The sequence below is a fragment of the Nibrella viscosa genome (assembly GCF_039541875.1).
GTDB lineage: Bacteria > Bacteroidota > Bacteroidia > Cytophagales > Spirosomataceae > Nibrella > Nibrella viscosa.
The window spans coordinates 46,589-63,167 of sequence record NZ_BAABHB010000011.1 but is presented as its reverse complement, the minus strand read 5'-3'; the positions used below and the strand labels follow the sequence as shown (position 1 = coordinate 63,167).

General features: G+C 54.6%; 12 protein-coding genes. All 12 read left to right on the top strand.

The features are described 5' to 3' along the window. Window positions 1–36 precede the first annotated feature (36 nt). The 12 genes from ABD931_RS21655 (at window position 37) to ABD931_RS21600 (ending at window position 16,436) form a co-directional block, all read left to right on the top strand. Window positions 37–2,760, top strand: coding sequence for a substrate-binding domain-containing protein (locus tag ABD931_RS21655; protein WP_345270051.1), 2,724 nt, complete (start codon window positions 37–39; stop codon window positions 2,758–2,760). A gap of 206 nt (window positions 2,761–2,966) precedes the next feature. Beyond that, window positions 2,967–4,295 (top strand): sugar porter family MFS transporter, encoded by a 1,329-nt coding sequence (locus ABD931_RS21650; RefSeq protein ID WP_370469344.1) that lies wholly within the window; start codon window positions 2,967–2,969, stop codon window positions 4,293–4,295. Between the two features lie 18 nt (window positions 4,296–4,313). Then, window positions 4,314–5,207 (top strand): carbohydrate kinase family protein, encoded by an 894-nt coding sequence (locus ABD931_RS21645; protein ID WP_345270050.1) that lies wholly within the window; start codon window positions 4,314–4,316, stop codon window positions 5,205–5,207. A gap of 21 nt (window positions 5,208–5,228) precedes the next feature. Further along, entirely contained in the window at window positions 5,229–8,381 is a 3,153-nt protein-coding gene (locus tag ABD931_RS21640; RefSeq protein ID WP_345270049.1) for a SusC/RagA family TonB-linked outer membrane protein, read from the top strand. Window positions 8,382–8,394: 13 nt separating this feature from the next. Then, window positions 8,395–10,107 carry a RagB/SusD family nutrient uptake outer membrane protein gene (locus ABD931_RS21635; RefSeq protein ID WP_345270048.1) on the top strand — a complete coding sequence of 571 codons (1,713 nt, stop codon included), beginning with the start codon at window positions 8,395–8,397 and terminating at the stop codon, window positions 10,105–10,107. Between the two features lie 85 nt (window positions 10,108–10,192). Beyond that, window positions 10,193–11,728, top strand: a complete 1,536-nt coding sequence (locus ABD931_RS21630; protein ID WP_345270047.1) for a glycoside hydrolase family 32 protein — start codon at window positions 10,193–10,195, stop codon at window positions 11,726–11,728. 219 nt (window positions 11,729–11,947) lie between these two features. Continuing rightward, window positions 11,948–12,457, top strand: a complete 510-nt coding sequence (locus ABD931_RS21625; RefSeq protein WP_345270046.1) for an RNA polymerase sigma factor — start codon at window positions 11,948–11,950, stop codon at window positions 12,455–12,457. A gap of 4 nt (window positions 12,458–12,461) precedes the next feature. Next, the gene (locus ABD931_RS21620) at window positions 12,462–13,046 is read left to right on the top strand and encodes a hypothetical protein (protein WP_345270045.1); all 585 of its coding nucleotides are present in this window, start codon (window positions 12,462–12,464) and stop codon (window positions 13,044–13,046) included. A 69-nt stretch (window positions 13,047–13,115) separates the two neighbouring features. Then, a complete protein-coding gene (locus ABD931_RS21615) occupies window positions 13,116–14,021 on the top strand; it encodes a hypothetical protein (protein ID WP_345270044.1) in 906 nt (301 codons plus the stop codon). Window positions 14,022–14,048: 27 nt separating this feature from the next. Continuing rightward, on the top strand, window positions 14,049–14,651 hold the full coding sequence (locus ABD931_RS21610) for a hypothetical protein (RefSeq protein WP_345270043.1): 603 nt from the start codon (window positions 14,049–14,051) through the stop codon (window positions 14,649–14,651). A 1-nt stretch (window position 14,652) separates the two neighbouring features. Then, window positions 14,653–15,192, top strand: a complete 540-nt coding sequence (locus tag ABD931_RS21605; protein ID WP_345270041.1) for a hypothetical protein — start codon at window positions 14,653–14,655, stop codon at window positions 15,190–15,192. 176 nt (window positions 15,193–15,368) lie between these two features. Further along, window positions 15,369–16,436: a Fic family protein gene (locus ABD931_RS21600; RefSeq protein WP_345270040.1), complete on the top strand. Its 1,068-nt coding sequence runs from the start codon at window positions 15,369–15,371 to the stop codon at window positions 16,434–16,436. The last annotated feature ends 143 nt before the right edge of the window (window positions 16,437–16,579 follow it).

Sequence of the window (16,579 nt, the reverse complement as noted above, 5' to 3'; positions counted from 1 at the left end):
GTTACACCAGGAAAACAAGGTAGGGAGAAGCGAGTCATGCGTCTTTATATCGTTTTTATTTTCGCTATCCTTCCTGCGCTCAGTGGCTGTACCTCTGGTCAGCAGCAGAAAACGTATCGAATTGGGTTTTCGCAATGCACCGGTGCCGACGAATGGCGACGGTACATGCTCAACGAGATGAACCGTGAACTAACGTTTCATCCAAATTATACGCTCCTTTACGAAGATGCGGGCAACAGTACAGCCCGGCAGATCAGCCAGATTCAGGCGCTGGTTGATCAGGGTATTGACCTGCTAATTGTCTCGCCCAACGAAACCTCGACGCCCATTACCCAGGCGGTAGAAGCGGTCTTTAAAAAAGGCATTCCTGTGGTGGTGATTGACCGGAAGATTGAGACCGAGTCCTACAACGCCTACATCGGGGCCGATAACGTGGCGATTGGCCGGATGGCCGGTGCCTACATCGGAAATCTGCTGAAAGGCAAAGGCCGGATTGTCGAAGTCTGGGGCCTCCCCGGCTCGTCGCCGGCGCAGGAGCGGCACCGGGGCTTACGCGAAGCCTTAGCCCACTACCCGCAGGTACAGATTAGCAAAGAACTGAACGGCCAGTGGGAAAAAGACACGGCCCGCCGGGTAGCGGCTGCGCACCTCGCCGACCTCAGAACGGCTGATCTGGTCTTTACCCATAACGATGTAATGGGACTGGGGGTCTATGAAATTAGTAAAGCCGCCGGGCTGGATAAACAGCTTCGGTTTGTCGGCATTGACGCCCTGCCAGGTCCGAATGCCGGTATGCAGTTTATTAGTAAAGGGATTCTGACGGCTTCGTTTCTGTACCCAACCGGTGGACAGGAAGCCATTGAGACGGCCGTGCGGATTCTGGAAGGGAAATCGGTAAAGCGGGATAACATTCTGAATTCGATTCAGGTGGATGCGTCGAATATCCGGGCGCTTAAAGCCCAGACCGACAAACTCCTGGACCAGCAGTACGACATTGAAAAGCAGAGCCGGCGCATCGACGAATTAACCCATACGTATTCTACCCAGCGAAACACGCTGTACATTACCCTCGGCAGTCTGGTCATTGTCCTGGTGCTGGGTGCCTGGGCGTTGTACCTGGTTCGCGAAAAACAGGCGGCCTACCGGAAGCTGGAAAAGCAGAACGCGGAAATTCTGGAGCAGAAGGACAAAATAGAAGCCGTTTCCAAACAGGCCCGGCTGGCTACGGAAGACAAGCTGCGCTTTTATTCGTACATCTCCCACGAATTTAATACCCCACTCAGCCTGATTCTGACGCCGACAGAAGATTTGCTGACGAAGAAAACCGTTAGCCCGCACGAACTCAGAAGCAGCCTGTCACTCGTTCAGAAAAATGCCCACCGGCTGCTCCGGCTCGTTAATCAAATGCTTGACCTGCGCAAAACCGATGCCGGCAAACTGGCTCTGAAAGCCTCAGAGCAGGACATCGTAGCGTTTGTGCGGGACATTGTGCAGGATTTCCGCCGGAAGGCCGATAAACAGCGCATTGACCTGCAATTTATAACCGCCCGGCCGGAACTGATGGTCTGGTTCGACGGGGAGAAGCTGGACAAGGTGCTGTTCAACCTGCTGTCCAACGCGTTTAAGTATACGCCCAAAGGCGGCCTGATTCATGTACTGCTGGATGTACGCGACAATCAGGTCATGATTCAGGTGCAGGATAACGGCGAAGGCATGACGCCCGAAGAGCAGGCGCACGCATTTGATTTGTTTTTCAGCGGTACGAAGCCCTTCAATCTCGGCAACGGTCTCGGGCTGGCGCTCTCCCGCGAGTTTGTTAACCTGCACCAGGGTTACATTGACGTGCAGTCGGAGAAAGGCAAAGGCGCAACCTTTACCATGCTACTGCCGCTGGGCAGCGCCCACCTGGCCCCGGAAGAAAGGGAAGGCACACCCGTTGCCCACTCACCTGTTATCCTGCCCGAACTTGACGAGGTGCCGGAAAAACCCGCGCCGGCTTCCGGACAAAAGGGCACGCTGCTGGTGGTAGAGGATCACGACGATTTACGCCAGTTTCTGGTCAGCCGGCTCAGCGACGAATACGAGATACTGGCCGAGCCGACGGGCGAAAAAGGCTGGGAGCGTATACTGGAAGCGGTACCGGATTTAATCATCAGCGACATTATGCTTCCCGGCCTGGACGGCCTGCAACTGACCCAGCGCACGAAGGCCGATTTCCGAACATCGCACATACCGGTGATTTTGCTCACGGCCAAAGGGCAGATGGAACACCGCATTGACGGTACCCGAGCCGGAGCCGACGCCTACATCGCCAAACCCTTTAATACCGTTCACCTGATTGAAACCATTCGGACTACCCTTGCCAATCGCGAAAAATGGCAGCGCCGGATGAACGCCGATTTTGTGTCGCAGTCGGGTAACCGGCAGGAGAAAAAATTTCTGAATGAGCTCACCGCCCATATTGAGCAGAACCTCACCGATACCAATTACGGCGTGGAGCAACTCAGCCGCGATATGGGACTGTCGCGGGTGCAACTGTACCGTAAAGTGCAGGCGCTGCTCGACATGAACATTACAGACTACTTTGCTCAGATTCGGCTGAAACGGGCTAAATACCTCCTCAAAGAATCGACCAAAACCATGGCGGAAATCGCCTACGAAGCCGGTTTCAGTTCCCCGGCTTATTTCACCACCTTCTTCAAGCAGCATACGCAGCAAACACCGTCGGAATACCGCAGGTCCTCCTCAGTAAATGCCTAAGCGGATTCTGTTGAAACAAAACTGAAAATCCGTGTAACAATTTTGAAACCCCCGCTTCCAGCAAACCAAATAAAGCCTTGATTATAAGGCATTTACCAGCAGACCCAAATTCGAAAGGATTTGAACGGTTAGCGAAAGGCGGTCCGTAACAGGGACGGTAGCTTTGACTCATCGATTGACGCACAACGATTCCAATTCAGTCAACCATGAGTCAGAAACAACGCATCTTTTTTTGGTCAATTACCGCAGCACTCGGCGGTTTTCTTTTCGGATTTGATACCGCCGTTATTTCCGGTGTCGAGCAGTCCCTGCAAACGTTATGGGAGCTGTCGGTCTGGCAGCACGGGCTCACCGTCTCCATCGCCCTCATGGGTACGGTGTTCGGTGCCATGCTGGGTGGTATTCCGGCAGAGGCACTGGGTCGTAAAAAGACGTTGTTCTGGATTGCGGTGCTGTACCTGGTGTCGTCGCTCGGCACGGCGCTGGCGGTCGACTGGAGTATGTTTCTGGTGTTCCGGTTTCTGGGCGGCCTGGGTGTAGGTGCTTCGTCGGTGGCGGCTCCCATGTACATTACCGAAATATCGCCGGCCAAATCACGCGGACGGCTGGTGGCCCTGTTCCAGTTCAATATCGTACTGGGTATTCTGGTGGCCTACCTGTCCAACTACCTGCTGGCGGGTATCGGTACCGACTCGTGGCGGTGGATGCTGGGCGTACAGGCGCTGCCGTCGTTCATCTTTCTTGTAGCAGTTCTAAAAATTCCGGAGAGCCCCCGCTGGCTGCTGCTGAAGAAGGGTCTGGTCGCCGAAGCCCGCGAGGTGCTGAACCTTATTGACCCTACTGCCAGTGAACAAACCCTGCTGGACCTGCAGGTAAGCGCCGGTCAGACCAGCGAATCAAAAATCCGGCTGTTCTCCGCAAAGTACAAAACACCCGTGATGCTGGCTATGCTGTTCGCGGTCTTCAACCAGGTATCCGGTATCAACGCTATCATCTACTACGCTCCCCGGATTTTCGAAATGACGGGCCTGGGCAAAAGTTCGGCCCTGCTGTCGTCGGCGGGTATCGGCCTCATCAACCTCATCTTCACCATGATTTCTATGAACCTCATCGACCGTTTCGGTCGGCGGACGCTCATGAAAATCGGCTCCGTGGGGCTAATTCTGATGCTGGCACTGGTGGCCCGTGCTTTCTACACCGAAGATTTCGGGGGCATGTCGGTGCCGCTGTTCCTGTTCGTTTACATTGCCTTCTTCGCCTTCTCGCAGGGAGCCGTTATCTGGGTGTTTATCTCCGAAATTTTCCCGAATGAAGTCCGGGCTACTGGTCAGGCGCTGGGCAGCTTCACGCACTGGCTGATGGCGGCCGTCATCACGTTCACGTTCCCGTACCTGGCCGGGCATTTCGGGGGTGGGCATACGTTCCTGTTCTTCTCGTTCATGATGGTTCTGCAACTCCTGTTTGTGGCCCGACTGATGCCCGAAACCAAAGGCACCAGCCTGGAGCAGGTCGGCAGGACGTTCGTTGTTCACTAATCCGTTTCCCTTCATCTGATGACACCAACCCTAATCTGTTTCGGAGAAATTCTCTGGGACGTACTCCCTACCGGCAAACAGGCCGGGGGCGCTCCAATGAATGTAGCCGTCCACCTGCGCAACTTCGGCCTCGACGCCCAACTCATCAGCCGCGTCGGCACCGACGACCTGGGCCGCGAACTGATTGAGTTCTTAGAGGCTAATTCGCTGCCGACTACGTATGTGCAGACGAGCCACACGCATCTGACGGGTGTGGCCAAAGCCAATATCACCGACCGCAACGAGGTTATCTACAAACTCCTGCAGCCGGTAGCTTACGATTATATCCAGTTCGACGACAGCCTGAAGGCACTCTGCCGGGGCGCGGTGCTGGTCTACGGCAGTCTGGCCGCCCGCAGCCAAACCACCCGCGACACCCTGCTCCATCTGCTGGATGAAGCGTCGCTGAAGGTATTCGACGTCAACCTGAGGACTCCGCACTACACGCGGGAAGTCATCGAAGCGCTGATGAAGAAGGCCGATATACTGAAGGTCAACCACAACGAACTGGCCGAAATCGTGGGCTGGTACAGCGGGGAGACCGACGAGCAGGAAGCCATGAATCTGCTGCGGCAGCGGTATGCTCTCCGGGCTGTGTGCCTGACGCGGGGCGAAAACGGAGCCGCGCTGCTGGACAACACCGGCTATTACGAAAGCCCCGGCGTTTCGGTGCAGGTCGAAGATACCATAGGCAGCGGAGACGCTTTCCTGGCTGCTTTCCTGACGATGTACCTGGCCGGCGAAACCCCCGAACACACCCTGCGGTATGCCTGCGCCGTGGGCGCCTACGTAGCCACGCAGCGGGGAGCTACGCCCATCATCCCGGAGACGATACCGGGTTACAAAGCCATTACCACCAACCAATCTGTATAGTTTCTCTCAAACCTTTTTCTCATGAAAAGCTGTCTATTTACCCTCGCAGCCCTGCTGCTGACCCTGCAACTGGCCCTGGCACAGCGGGTGCTGACGGGGAGCGTCACCGACGCAAAAACCAATGAGCCCCTGCCCGGAGCTAATATCATTGTGCCCGGTACCACCACCGGCACCGCTACGGATGCGAAAGGTGCGTTTACCCTGTCTGTACCAACCAGCGCTACCTCGGTGCAGGTGTCGTACATCGGCTATGCCACGCAGCAGGTCTCTATTGTCGGCAAGAACAGCATCCAGGTTGCTCTGGCCGACGGTGGCCAATTATCTGAAGTCGTGGTGGTGGGGTACACCACCTCCCGCAAAGAAGACCTGACCGGTGCCGTGGCAGTGGTGGATTTAGCGCCGATCCGGAACGTAAGTCCGGGTAATCCGATGCAGGCGCTGCAGGGCCGCGTACCGGGCCTCTATATCGAGAAGACGGGTACACCCAGCGGAGCCAACTCCCGCATCCTGATTCGCGGAGCCAATACCCTCGGCAATACCGACCCGCTCTACATCATCGACGGCGTTCCGACGAAACGGCCGGAGGTTTTTCAGGGCCTGAACCCCAACTCCATTGAATCGGTACAGGTGCTGAAAGATGCCTCGGCGGCATCCATCTACGGCTCCCGGGCCTCTAACGGTGTTATTATCGTGACAACCAAAAACGGGGCCAATACCAACGGTAAGCTCAACATCGACTTTAACAGCAGCATTGCGGCCCAGTCTGAAAAGTACGCCCGGTTTAAGATGCTCAATGCCGTTGACCGGGGGAAGGCCTTGTGGCAGGCATCCGTCAACGATGGCGTTAATCCGGAAGATGGCTACGGTGCGCTGTACGCCTTCGACTGGAACAAAGATTTCAAGAACCCGAAGCTGAACAGTGTCAGCGTGAAACCGCTGGTGGGTGGCAACGCCAATATGCCCGCCGGCGATACCGACTGGCAGGATGTGATGTACAAAACCGGTGTGGTCACCAACAACGAACTGACCATTTCGGGCGGCACCAAAACGTCATCGCTGCAGGTAAATCTCGGCTACTATAAGAATACCGGTATGCTGCGCTACACGGGTGCCGATAAACTGAGTGGCCGCATCAACGCTTTGACCAACGCCTTTAACAACCGGCTCAAGATTGGCGCGAACATTCAGGTAGCTTCGCTGAACGAAACGCCGGTAGCTACGGACATAGGTGGCGCACCTACCCCTGGTCTGGCGGTTACCCTGGCCCCAACGATTCCGGTATACGCCAAAGACGGCTCATTCGGTGGTGCTATCGGTTCCGGATATTCTGACCGGAACAACCCGTTGCACATGCAATACATCAACCGCTGGGACAATGCCAACCGGTTTACCCTGTTCGGGAATGTGTTCGTGGAAGCCGAGCCTATCAAAAACCTGTTTATCCGTTCCAGTCTGGGAGCCGACAACGCCAACTACTACTTCAAGAACATCGAGCAGTCGTTTGAAGAAGGGTCGTTCGGCCGCGCCAACAACAGCCTGACCATCGACCAGAACCGCTACCTGAGCATCACCTGGTCAAACACCGCCCGGTATAACCTGAATCTGGGCCAGAGCCACTTCAATTTCCTGGTGGGTGTCGAAGCCATCAAGAACGATTTTCGCTACCAGGTGGCCCGCAAGGATGGCTTTGCCGTACAGACCGAAGACTATTTTGTGCTGAATGCCGGCACCGGCAATACCAACGTTACGGGTAGTGGCTCCGGCAACCGCCTGCTGTCGCAGTTCGCCCGCATCGACTACGGTTTTAATGACCGGTACCTGGTTGCCCTGACGGTACGGCGCGATGGTTCGTCGCGCTTCGGTTCCGAAAACGCCTACGGTATCTTCCCGGCGGCTTCGGTGGGCTGGCGACTGGATAAGGAGGCCTTTTTTCAGGGTATCAAGTCTATCAGCAACCTAAAACTGAGAGCCGGTATTGGTCGTGTGGGTAATCAGGAGATTGGCGACCTGGCCCGGTTCGGGCTGTACGACACCCGCTACGGTGCCCGGCAATCGCAGTTCCCGAACGGCCATCAGCCTTTCTTCGACCAGTTTTATAACATCGGTACCGCCTATGACCTGAACGGTGCGAATACGGGCAACCTTCCCTCCGGCTTTGTGTCTATTCAGGGAGCCAATCCGAACCTGAGATGGGAGACAACCGACGAACTGAACCTGGGTGTGGATTTCGGCTTCCTGAACGGCAGCTTCCAGGGGTCATTCGACTACTTTACCCGCAAAACCAGCGACATTCTGATTACACCCCCGATTGCCTCGGCCGTCGGCGAAGGGCAGTTAAAGGCGGTGAATGGTGCCTCGAAGTCAAACAACGGTTTTGAGTTCTCGCTGGGCTACTACGCCAAGCCGAAGGGCGCTTTCACCTACAGCATCATCACGGGTATGAGCCGGTTCCGCGACCGAATCACCCAACTGCCGGAAGAAGTACGGGCCGCCTATCCCGGCAACGCCATCAACAGTATTCTCGGCCATTCGCAGTTCGATATCTTTGGCTACAAAACCGCCGGTCTGTTCCAGAGCCAGTCCGAAGTCGATGCCGCTCCGAAGCAGGTGGGGGCTGGTCCGGGCCGCATTCGGTACGTGGATACCAACAAGGACGGTCAGATTAACGACGATGACCGGGTTTGGATTGGCACTACCCTACCCGCATTTGAATATAACCTGCGCGTAGATGCCTATTACAAAAACTTCGACTTCTCGCTGTTTGGATCCGGTATTGCAGGACGGACCGGCTTCGATTCGTACACGTTCTACAACAATTTCATCCGGGGCCGCGATAACGTTGGTCCGGGGGTGTTTAGTGCCTGGTCGCCGACCCATACCGGCTCCCGCATTCCGGCGCTGTCGCTGTCGGATGTAAACGGCGAAACGCGTACTTCAGATTACTTCTTTGTGAACACGGGCTACTACAAGCTGCGGAATATTCAGCTCGGCTACACGCTCAATTCGGCGCTGGTTGAGAAGATACGCCTGCAACGGCTCCGGTTATTTGTCATGGCCGATAATCTGATTGTCATCAAAGGCAAATCCTTCCAGGGACCGGACCCCGAGCGTACCGACATCAACACAATACCCATCCCGCGTACGTACACGGCCGGCATCAATGTTTCATTCTAAGCCTCCAATCAACATGAAAAATAACCTACTCTCTTCGTTGCTCCTCGCAGGTGGTTTACTGATTACCTCTTCCTGCAAAGATTTTCTGGATTACCAGCCACAAGGCCTTTTGTCCGAGGATAACATTAAGTCGGCATCGGGTGCCGAAGCGCTGGTTACCGCAGCCTATGCCGGGATTGGCAATGACGATATGATTGGTCCCATGACCAGCATGTGGGTGTACGGCAGTGTCCGCTCCGATGATGCCTATAAAGGCGGAGGTGGCGTTGGCGATGTAGCCGACATCGATTTTTATGAGCACTACAACCTGACCCGGCCGGACCAGGGCTGGATGCACCCCTTCACCTGGGAGAACTTTTACAAATCCATCTCCCGGTCGAATACCGCCCTGCGCAGCCTGACTTCCTTGCCGGACGCCGAGTTTCCGCTCAAGAAAGTGCGGCAGGCCGAAATGCGCTTCCTGCGAGGCCACGCGCACTTTATGCTGAAGATGCTCTTCAAGAATATCCCGTACATCACCGAGAACCTGTCGAGCGACGACATTCTGAAGGAGTCGAACGTGAAGTACAAGAATGACGAGTTGTGGAATAAGATTGCCGAGGATTTCCAGTTTGCCCTGGACAACCTGCCCGCCCGGCAGCAGCAAATTGGTCGCGCCAACAAAATAGCAGCCGCTGCTTACCTGGCCAAACTACGGTTGTACCAGGCATATGAGCAGGACGATAACCACAAGGTCATCAACATTAATAAGACTCGTTTGCAGGAGGTAGTCACCCTAACGCAGCAGGTCATCAGCTCCGGGCAATACAGCCTGCAGCCCGACTTTGCAGAGAACTTTATTGCCGAAACGGAAAATGGTCCGGAGTCGATTTTCGCTGTTCAATACTCCATCAACGATGGTACGGCTGTGGGTCGGCTGAGCTACGTAACGGGCCTGAACTACCCGCACGGGGCTCCGCAATACGGTTGCTGCGGCTTCCATGCCCCCAGCCAGAACCTGGCAAACGCCTTTAAAACGGATGCAAACGGACTGCCGCAACTGGATACGTTCAACGACAAAAACGTCGACTTTACTACGGATACCGTGGACCCGCGTGTGGACCATACCATCGGCATCGACGGCCACCCGTATAAGTACGACGCGAGCAAGCCGTTCAGCAATGCCTGGGTGCGTGACCCCGGCGTATATGGGTTCTTCCATACCATGAAGGAGCAACAACTGGCGACCAGTTCATCGTACCATAAAGAAGGCCCCTTTATCGGCACCTCCAAAAACATCGACATCCTCCGCTACGATGACGTGCTGCTGATGCAGGCCGAAGCCTATATCGAACTGGGCCAGCAAAACATGGCGCTTCCGCTGATTAACCAAATCCGCAGACGGGCGGCTGCCAGCACGGGCCGGCTCAAAAAGCTGGACGGCACCTTCCCGTCGAAATACAACATCAAAGAATACCCGGCTGCTGGCTGGACGCAGGATTATGCCCGAAAGGCCCTGCAATGGGAGCGCCGGCTGGAGTTTGCCACCGAGAGCCCACGCTTCTTTGACCTGGTTCGCTGGGGTATCGCCGAAAAAACGCTGAACGCCTACATCGAGAAGGAAAAGGTCAGACGGCCGTTTCTGGCAACGGCAAAGTTCACGGCAGGCCGGGATGAGTACCTGCCGATTCCGCAACGGGAGATTACCTTTACGAAAGGACTTTATAAGCAGAATCCAGGGTTTTAGGGTTTAACTTACCCAATCAATCGGTTCAGCGTGGAGCTACCGCCAACCCGGTAGCTCCATTGTTAACTCCTTTCCTAACAGACACATGAAAAAACTTATTGTAAGCCTGGTTTTGCTGGCGACACTCGGGGCTACTACCTACAGTCAGTCGCAACAGCAGGCACCAGCCACGCAGGAGCCACATCGGCCCCAATACCATTTTTCACCCAAAGCGCACTGGATGAATGACCCGAACGGGATGGTGTATTATAACGGGACCTATCACCTGTTTTTTCAGCACTATCCCAACGGCACCACCTGGGGACCCATGCACTGGGGTCATGCCACCAGCAAAGACATGGTGCATTGGCAGGAGCAGCCGATTGCGCTGTACCCCGATAGCCTGGGCATGATTTTTTCGGGTAGTGCCGTTGTCGATGTAAACAATACCAGCGGTTTCGGCAAAAATGGCCAGGTGCCCCTGGTTGCCATTTTTACGCACCATAACCCGGAACTGGAAAAGAAAAAGACCGGCACCCATCAGTACCAAAGTCTGGCCTATAGCCTCGACGAAGGTAAAACCTGGATAAAGTACGCCGGCAATCCGGTGTTGCCTAACCCCGGTATCACCGATTTCCGCGACCCCAAAGTGCGGTGGTACGAACCGCAAAAGAAATGGATTATGACGCTGGCAACCAAAGACCGCGTCACGTTCTTTTCCTCACCTGACCTGAAAAACTGGGCGAAGGAAAGCGAGTTTGGCCAGGAGGTAGGGGCGCACGGTGGCGTTTGGGAATGCCCGGACCTGTTCCCGCTGACCCATAACGGCAGGCAGGCGTGGGTGCTGCTGGTCAGCATCAATCCGGGTGGACCAAACGGCGGCTCGGCCACCCAGTATTTTGTCGGTGATTTTGACGGCAAAACCTTCAAACCGTATTCTACCAAAACCAAGTGGATGGATTACGGGACGGACAATTACGCCGGCGTCACCTTTGCCAATACCGGCAACCGGGTGGTGCTGATCGGCTGGATGAGTAACTGGCAGTATGCCAATGTGGTACCCACGTCATCCTGGCGCAGTGCAACCACCGTGCCGCGCGAACTTGGCCTCACAGCCGTAAACAAAGAGTTGGTATTGACCTCTACGCCCGTGAAAGAACTGGACGCACTAAACGGCAAAACCACATCGCTGAACAATGTAGCGGTAAAGGGGCAGTATGACCTAACGGCCAAAACCGGCGGAACGGCTACCCTGTTTAAACTCACGCTGTCGGCACCGGCCACCAATGACTTCTCCATTGTACTAGCCAACGAGCAGGGGAATGAGCTGGTCATCGGCTACGACAAAGGGGGCAATGTATACTACATCGACCGGGCAAAAGCAGGTAAGACAGATTTTGAGAAGGGATTTGGCAAGCGGCATACCGCCCCGCGTTTGTCGTCCGATTCAAAAATTTCGATTACCCTACTGGCCGATGTAGCATCGGTTGAACTCTTTGCCGACAATGGACTGACCGTTATGACCGACATCTTTTTCCCGGAAAAGAACATGACTAACGTCTTCATCAAGTCGGTCACGGGTATATCCGTCAGTAATCTAACGTACACCCCATTAAATCCCTCCATGAATGCCGGACTCTGAGCAGATAGCCCGGAACCGGCCCGCTTGAACTGGTAACGCTATGATGAATAAGTAGAGTTAGGGAATAGTCAGACTGCGGTTAGAGGCATTGTCGGTTCAGGCCGGCACCTCTAACCGTTAGTTTTTTATAGGGCTATACTTTCAATTATTTTTACAGCCCATACAACCTTTTGCCCTTTCCAACTCCTCTTTACAGCAAAGTCGCTAATCCACTCCTGAATGACCACCGAGGCCGAACTCATTGCCGGATGCCTGTTACACGACCCCAGTGCGCAACGCCGGTTGTACGACCGCTACAAACGGGCCATGTACACGCTGGCCTACCGCATCACCGGCGATTTTGACTCGGCGAATGATGTGCTGCAGGATGCGTTCATCGAGGTGTTCAGCCACCTCGACCAGTTCCGGGGCGATGCTACCCTGGGGGCATGGATTAAGCGAATTGTGGTGCGTAAAGCGACCCGCCAGAAGCAGGTAACGCACTGGCAGGAACTGGATACCGATATCCAGGCAGGTGTTGACTGGGGCCAGGAAGCCATCAACGCGGCCCATCTCGAAGCGGCTATTCTGGCTTTGCCCAATGGCTTCCGGACCGTGTTTGTGCTGGCCGAGGTTGAGGGCTACACCCACCGCGAAATAGCCGACATGCTGGGTATCTCGGAGGGCACCTCCAAATCCCAGCTTTTTTCCGCCAGGAAACGATTACGGGACATGCTCAACCGACACTAACGCCATGGAAAGAAATCGAGATACCCTGATACAGGCCTTGCAGCAGCTTCCGGCGTATGAACCCGACGAAGCCGTCTGGCAGACCATCCGCCACCAACTGGCCGAAGCCCCACTGCAGCAGGCTATTCAGCAACTGCCTAATTACGAACCTGACGAAGCTGTCTGGCAGGCCATTCAAACCACCACCCGGCCGCAGAACAATGACCGGTTCCGCATCAGCCGATGGGCGGCTGCCGCCGTAGGGGTGCTGGTAAGTAGTCTGGCTATCTGGCTGATCCGCCATAACAGCCCTGAGCCGCCGATCACGTACGCAACCGAAGTGGTGGACACCCGCCTGCTGCCTCCGGAGGAGCCGCTGACCGATGCCACCTACCAGCAGCTAAAAGCCTACTGCGAGGCCGAAACAGTTGTTTGCCACTCGCCCCGGTTCCGGCAGTTGCAGGCCGAATACCAGACCCTGCAGGCTGCTACCGAGCAGTTGCAGCAAGCGATGGGACACTACAACACCGAACCCGAGCTGGTCCGGCAACTGAGCGAGGTAGAGCGACAGAAAGCGAGCATCTTAAACCAAATGGCAAAACTGATTTGATCAGGACGCTGGACACTGGATTTTAGACACTAGACTTTTAACTACAGCAAAGTAGCCACACCATTACATATGACAACCCTCAGCAATTACTTCTTAAGCCTACGCCGGCTTAGTCTTGGTTTACTTGGCTTGCTGGCTAGTCCTAATCTGGTGCAGGCGCAGGCCGTGGTGCAGGTGGCCACCCGCACGGTGGAGCGATCCGTCGATGCAGCCGGCATCCGCACGCTGCATATCGTGGCCGAGAAGGCCGATATAGAGCTGGCGGTATGGGATAAAGCCACCATTGCCGTGAAGCTGGAACTCTCGGCCCGGCACCCCGACAAAACCACAGCCACCAACGACCTGGCCAAAGTGCAGTACGTAGCCGACCGCAGCGGGCGCGACTTTTTCCTCCGCAACTTTATTCTGCTGAAAGACGGCGAAGCCAAGCCCCTATCGAATCTAAAGGCCCGCTATACGGTGTATCTGCCGGCTTCCTGCGCGGTGGATGTGCGGAACAGCTTCGGCACCGTTACGATGAAAGGCGTGCGCAATTCGCTCCGGCTCAAGGCCGACTTCTGCATCTCCACGCTGACCGACATTATGGCCAAAGGCACGCTGGAGACCTCATTCGGCGAACTCACCGCCCGCAGCTTATCCGGCACGTTCGTGTTCGCCACCGACCATACTAACCTGCGGCTGGAGCAGCCGGCCGGGTCCGTTAAACTGAATGCCGCTTACGGAACGGTCGACATCCTGCCCGACGAGCGGCTGACCGGCCTGACCATTCAATCGAAGAAGGCAGTAGTCAATGTCTTTCCTAAAAACTGGCAGCAGTTCGACTACGCCATCAGCGGAGCCTATGCCACCCTGCAACTGCCCAATGGCTTCAACTGGAAGCGTAACACGGCTGATTTTAAAGAAGCTTTCTTCAGCAGCCGGCAAACCGCCACTGTCTCCATCACTGCCGAGTTCGGCGACCTGACTATAAAATAAGCCCGGAACCTCTATCCACTACACCCCATGCGCAACCCTTACTGGTTACTACTGCTGTTGCTTTGCCGCCCGGCGCTTTACGCCCAGGACAGCCTCCGCATTACCTACACGCAGGAGCCCGACACCCTGCCCCGCCAGCGCTTCATCGACCGCTACGAGAACGTCTTTATGACCAAAGTACCCACCCGGCATATGGTGAAAATTGGGCAGACTACTTCCTCCTTCCCTGGCAATTCGCTGCAGGCTGGGTACGAATTCAAAATTTCGCCATCATTTTCGGCTGGTATTAACTTCACCTTTCGCAATTATTACCTCCAGGGTTTCCGGAGAGATTATGCAGCGTCTGTCCAGACCCGCTGGTACTACGACATGAGACGGCGGATAGACGAGGGAAAGAGCAGCAATAACTTTACCGGCAATTATATCGGTGCCGTATATGAGTATAGTCCGGCCTTTAATCAAACCCGGGTTCGGATGGGAATAGAATACGGCATTCAGCGCCGTTTCCTGAACCGGGGTTTCTTCGACTTCGGGGTCGGCTTGTTTAGCCAGAACTACCTCACTGACTCGTACTACTATTGGCCTGGCTTTCGGGGACTGGAGAAAGGCGAAAAATCCTCCGCTCTGTGATGTGCTTCGCTGTCAGGAAATCGTGCGCAACCAGTGGAAAATTAACTGGCCGAACTTGGTCCTGGGTACGCAGAATCAGCGGGCCATACTCGATGTAGCCTACGAATTTAAGATAGGAAATAGTCCACTCTCCATTAACACCGCCCTGAATACAAATCTGCAAAGACAATCCTATACCACTCCGTATGGATTCACCTTTCTGACGCTCCAACCTTCGCTGCAACTGCGATATTACCTGCTGCAACAGTACCAGATCCGGCGCGGCACTGGCGGTAATAACCTGTCGGGGTTTTACGTCGGCCCCCATACAGATTATCGGCGTGATTATATCCACTCCCGAGCGAATCCCGGCGAAACCTACCGCATCAACACATCAAATTACCTGGGTGTGGGCGGTACTGTCGGATTCCAGCAACGACTATTCAACAATGCATTTATTGACATTGGGGTCTCGCATAGCCGTAATGTGCTGCCCAACCGGGGCGGGTTCTACGCCCCGAATCAAACAACGTTAAAAATAGGTCTTGGGTTAGCTTTCTAAGGCCGTATTCACCTCTCCCGCGTATCTATGCTCTCGCCCGTCATACCACTGAGTCAGGAGACGGGCGGGGCACATAACTACGATGACAATAGCTACTTGAAAATGCCGTAGTCGATGCGGCCTGGTAGGCGGGTATTTTATTACATTTGCGGATAAAATGCGGATACAATGCGGATATGAACTTTGAAGCAAAGTTAACTTTCTCCTTCTCTACCATGCAGGAAGTCATCCGGCGAATAGCGGTAATTGATGCCTTTCGCGGTAAATGGGAAGTAATCGAGCAGAAAAACAACCGTTACCTGCGCGAGTTGCGTCGCGTGGCCACTATCGAAAGCATTGGTTCGTCAACACGAATTGAGGGGGCTATTCTGACCAATGAAGAAGTTGAAAAGCTAATCCATAACGTTAAAATTACGGAGTTCAGAACCCGCGACGAACAGGAGGTATTCGGGTATTTTGAAGCCTTAGACCTGATTCTCGACCATGCTAAAGACATAGCATTAACAGAATCGTATATCAAACAACTACACGGCATTTTACTCCGTTACAGTGACAAGGACCAGCGGCACCGGGGCAGCTATAAAACACTGTCCAACCGGGTAGTAGCCAATTACCCCGACGGAACGCAACGTATCATTTTCAACACCACGGCACCACACCTGACCGAATCCGAGATGCACGCTATGGTTGGGTGGATAGCTAAGGCGCTGGAACAGGGTCAAATTCATCCCTTGCTGGTCATTGGCCTGTTTGTGTACGAATTTTTGTCGATTCACCCATTCCAGGATGGCAATGGGCGTTTGTCTCGATTGCTGACTACCCTGCTGCTGTTGAAAACGGGCTACGACTTTGTCCAATATGTGTCGTTTGAGACCATCATTGAACAACGTAAGGCTGACTACTACCGGGCTTTGATGGCCGGTCAGCAATACCGAAGCACCGAGAAAGAAGTTGTTGGGGAGTGGATGGTCTTCTTCCTGGATTGTCTGCATATGCTGACGGTACGACTCGAAAGCAAATATGCCGTCTATCAGCAGAAAGGCGGTTACCTCAACGAACGACAGCGGCAGGTACTAACGTGGCTACAGGAACGGCAGCCGGCTAAACTTAGTGATTTGGCAACCTGCTTGCCGGATGTTTCCATAAATACCTTAAAAAAAGATTTGCAGTATTTGGTTCAGCAGGGCATAGTTGAGCGGATCGGTCGGTCGAAGGCAACCATGTATTTAATCAAAGACACTTAACCAGAAAACAGCTCATTGGAGCTGTATAGCCCGCCTTTACCTTATCTAATCACCAGCGCTCAGCCAGCAAGGAACACCGTCGTCACACCTAACCGTTAAAATTTGTTAAGAGCCTCTGCTTCCGGTCCAAAACTGGTATTTTT

Coding starts and splice junctions, on each gene's coding strand:
- ABD931_RS21655 (WP_345270051.1), top strand. CDS start 37: ATGCGTCTTTATATCGTTTTTATTTTCGCTATCCTTCCTGCGCTCAGT.
- ABD931_RS21640 (WP_345270049.1), top strand. CDS start 5,229: ATGAAAAGCTGTCTATTTACCCTCGCAGCCCTGCTGCTGACCCTGCAA.
- ABD931_RS21625 (WP_345270046.1), top strand. CDS start 11,948: ATGACCACCGAGGCCGAACTCATTGCCGGATGCCTGTTACACGACCCC.
- ABD931_RS21645 (WP_345270050.1), top strand. CDS start 4,314: ATGACACCAACCCTAATCTGTTTCGGAGAAATTCTCTGGGACGTACTC.
- ABD931_RS21610 (WP_345270043.1), top strand. CDS start 14,049: ATGCGCAACCCTTACTGGTTACTACTGCTGTTGCTTTGCCGCCCGGCG.
- ABD931_RS21650 (WP_370469344.1), top strand. CDS start 2,967: ATGAGTCAGAAACAACGCATCTTTTTTTGGTCAATTACCGCAGCACTC.
- ABD931_RS21600 (WP_345270040.1), top strand. CDS start 15,369: ATGAACTTTGAAGCAAAGTTAACTTTCTCCTTCTCTACCATGCAGGAA.
- ABD931_RS21620 (WP_345270045.1), top strand. CDS start 12,462: ATGGAAAGAAATCGAGATACCCTGATACAGGCCTTGCAGCAGCTTCCG.
- ABD931_RS21630 (WP_345270047.1), top strand. CDS start 10,193: ATGAAAAAACTTATTGTAAGCCTGGTTTTGCTGGCGACACTCGGGGCT.
- ABD931_RS21635 (WP_345270048.1), top strand. CDS start 8,395: ATGAAAAATAACCTACTCTCTTCGTTGCTCCTCGCAGGTGGTTTACTG.
- ABD931_RS21615 (WP_345270044.1), top strand. CDS start 13,116: ATGACAACCCTCAGCAATTACTTCTTAAGCCTACGCCGGCTTAGTCTT.